Raw genomic sequence first — 2,413 nt, forward strand, 5'->3', positions numbered from 1 at the left:
TCCCCAGCACCGCCGCCACCAGTTAGGCCGCGACGGCCGGCCCGATCGACTCGGCCAGCCCGAAGCAGACCACCGACGCCGCCGTGGCCGCCTGCACGGCCACCAGCAGCAGCGCCACCCGGCGCGGACGGGTGGCGTCCACCAGCCGGCCCAGCAGGCCGGTGAGCGGGATCGACCCGAACGCCGCGACCACCGCGAACGCCCCCAGTCAGACCGGCGGGGACAGCGCCCCCGGCAGGGCCAGCTCGGTCACGAAACGCGGCTGCGCCAGCCGGTCGAACCCCTCGCTACCCAGGCCGAGGAAGAGCGTCCCGGCCAGGACGTACCCGAGGACCCGGTGGCGGCGGACCACGCCGACGCCCGCGACCAGTTGGGCCCGCATCGAGCCCACGCTGGTGTGCTCGCCGGCCGGCGGTGGCGACCAGCCGCGTTCCGGCATGGCCACGGCGAGCGTCGCCGCGAGCGCCAGCGTGGTGGCGGCCCCGACCAGGATCGGCGCGGCCAGGTCCACGCCGGCCAGCGCGACCGCCACCGCGATGCCGAGCACGGTGCCCACCTGGCCGAGCTGCCCGGCCCGGACGAAGGCGTGGCCCACCCGGGCCGCGCCGATCTCGTCGGCGGCCCAGGCCTCCACCGTGCCGTCGACGCAGACCGCGCCGACCGCCCAGACCGCGTTGGCGGCCAGCAGCGCGGGATAGCTGGGCAGCAGCCCCCAGAGCAGCAGCCCGAGGCCCATCAGCAGCTGACCGACGACCACCGACCGGCGCCGGCCGTACCGGTCGGCGATCACTCCGGTGGGCACCTGGGCGGTGAAGCAGACGAGCTCCAGCACCGTGCCGACCAGGACCAGCTGCCACGGTCCCAGGCCGACCACCTGGCTCTGGTAGACGAGGTTGAGGGTGAAGGCGGCGTTGCCGGCGAAGGCGCCGACGCCGCTGAGCAGGAGAAAGAGACGGTACGCGGACACGCGCGGGCTCCCGGGACGGTCAGGGCTGTCCCGGTGCCGGAGGTGCGACCCGTTCCTGGAAGGTCAGCGGCCCTGACGGGGACGCACGGCACCGGGGGAGGGGAGGCTGCGCGTCGCTGTCATGCCGGCCAGCATGCCGACCGCCCGGGCACCCGTCAACGCGATTGCTCACCGGGTCAGCAGCGCCCGCAGCTCCTTCACCACCGCGGCCGGGGCCTCCTCCGCCATGAAGTGGCCGTACGACACGGGCACGTGCCGCAGGTCCGGCGCCCAGGCCCGCCACCGCGCCGCCGCGTCGAAGCCCAGCGCGGCTCCCCAGTCCTGCTGGAGCACGGTGACCGGTATGCGCAGCTGGTTTCCCGCCGCCCGGTCAACCCGGTCGTGCTCGACGTCGATGCCCGCCGACGCCCGGTAGTCGGCCACGATCGAGGGGACCGCGTCCCGGCAGGCGCGCAGGTAGGCGGCCCGGACGTCGGCGGGAATCGCCTCCGGGTCGCCGGCCCAGAGGTCCAGGAAGTGACCGAAGAAGGCGTCCGGGGCGGCACCGATCAGCTGCTCGGGCAGGCCGGGTGGCTGGGCCATCAGGTAGAGGTGGAACCCGACGGCCGCGGTGACGCCGTGCATGACCTCCCACATGTCGAGCGTGGGCAGCACGTCGAGCGAGGCCAGGTGGGTGACCGCGTCCGGGTGGTCGAGGCCGGCGCGGATGGCCACCAGGGCTCCCCGGTCGTGCCCGGCCAGGGCGAACCGGTCGTGCCCCAGCTCGCGGGCGAGGGCCACCACGTCGGCGGCCATGGTGCGCTTCGCGTACGTGCTGCCGTCGGTGTCGGCGGGCTTGTCGCTGGCGCCGTAGCCGCGCAGGTCGGGGCAGATCACGGTGTGGTCGGCGGCGAGGTCCGCGGCGACGTGCCGCCACATCAGGTGGGTCTGCGGGAAGCCGTGCAGCAGCACGATCGGGCTGCCGGTGCCGCCCACCGCGACGTGCAGGGCGACGCCGTCGGCGACGGTGACGCGGCGCTGATCGAAGCCATTGATCATCGGTGCCATGAGGTCCTCTCCGGGTGTCTCGGGGTTCGTCTCGACCCTGCCCAGGGTGGATGAGCAGCCGATGAGTGCCGGATGAGTGCCCGACCCGGAGCGCCGGCCCGCCGGCCCGACGGCTGCCTAGAGTGGGCCAGGTGACGAGCCGGCCGAGCCCACCCACGGTGACCTTCGGCGTGCTCGGGCCGGTGGTGGCGGCCGACGACCGGGGGCCCGTACCGCTCAAGGGCGCCCGGCAGCGCGCGGTGCTGGCCCGCCTGCTGGCCGCCCGGGGCCGGGTGGTGCCGGTCGACCGGCTCGTCGGCGATCTGTGGGCGGCGGAGCCGCCGAAGGGCGCCGTCGCGGCCGTCCGGACCTTCGTGGCCGACCTGCGCCGCGCGCTGGAACCCGACCGGCAGAACGGAC

4 protein-coding genes are annotated in these 2,413 nt (G+C 75.3%); 1 reads left to right on the forward strand and 3 read right to left on the reverse strand.

Features of this window, described 5'->3' with window-relative positions:
* Positions 1–22: 22 nt before the first annotated feature.
* The 3 genes from ACWEVO_RS35035 to ACWEVO_RS35045 form a co-directional block, all read right to left on the reverse strand.
* Positions 23–193 carry a hypothetical protein gene (locus tag ACWEVO_RS35035; protein ID WP_452311700.1) on the reverse strand — a complete coding sequence of 57 codons (171 nt, stop codon included), beginning with the start codon at positions 191–193 and terminating at the stop codon, positions 23–25.
* Positions 194–208: 15 nt separating this feature from the next.
* The gene (locus ACWEVO_RS35040; RefSeq protein WP_452311701.1) at positions 209–967 is read right to left on the reverse strand and encodes an MFS transporter; all 759 of its coding nucleotides are present in this window, start codon (positions 965–967) and stop codon (positions 209–211) included.
* A 168-nt stretch (positions 968–1,135) separates the two neighbouring features.
* Positions 1,136–2,005 (reverse strand): alpha/beta fold hydrolase, encoded by an 870-nt coding sequence (locus ACWEVO_RS35045; protein WP_452311702.1) that lies wholly within the window; start codon positions 2,003–2,005, stop codon positions 1,136–1,138.
* A gap of 140 nt (positions 2,006–2,145) precedes the next feature.
* Between ACWEVO_RS35045 and ACWEVO_RS35050 the strand changes: the two genes are divergently transcribed.
* Positions 2,146–2,413, forward strand: a 268-nt coding sequence (locus tag ACWEVO_RS35050) for an AfsR/SARP family transcriptional regulator (RefSeq protein ID WP_452311703.1), incomplete at its 3' end; no start/stop codon positions are given.

It is taken from the genome of Micromonospora sp. NPDC003776, from assembly GCF_053605645.1.

Coding starts and splice junctions, on each gene's coding strand:
- ACWEVO_RS35045 (WP_452311702.1), bottom strand. CDS start 2,005: ATGATCAATGGCTTCGATCAGCGCCGCGTCACCGTCGCCGACGGCGTC.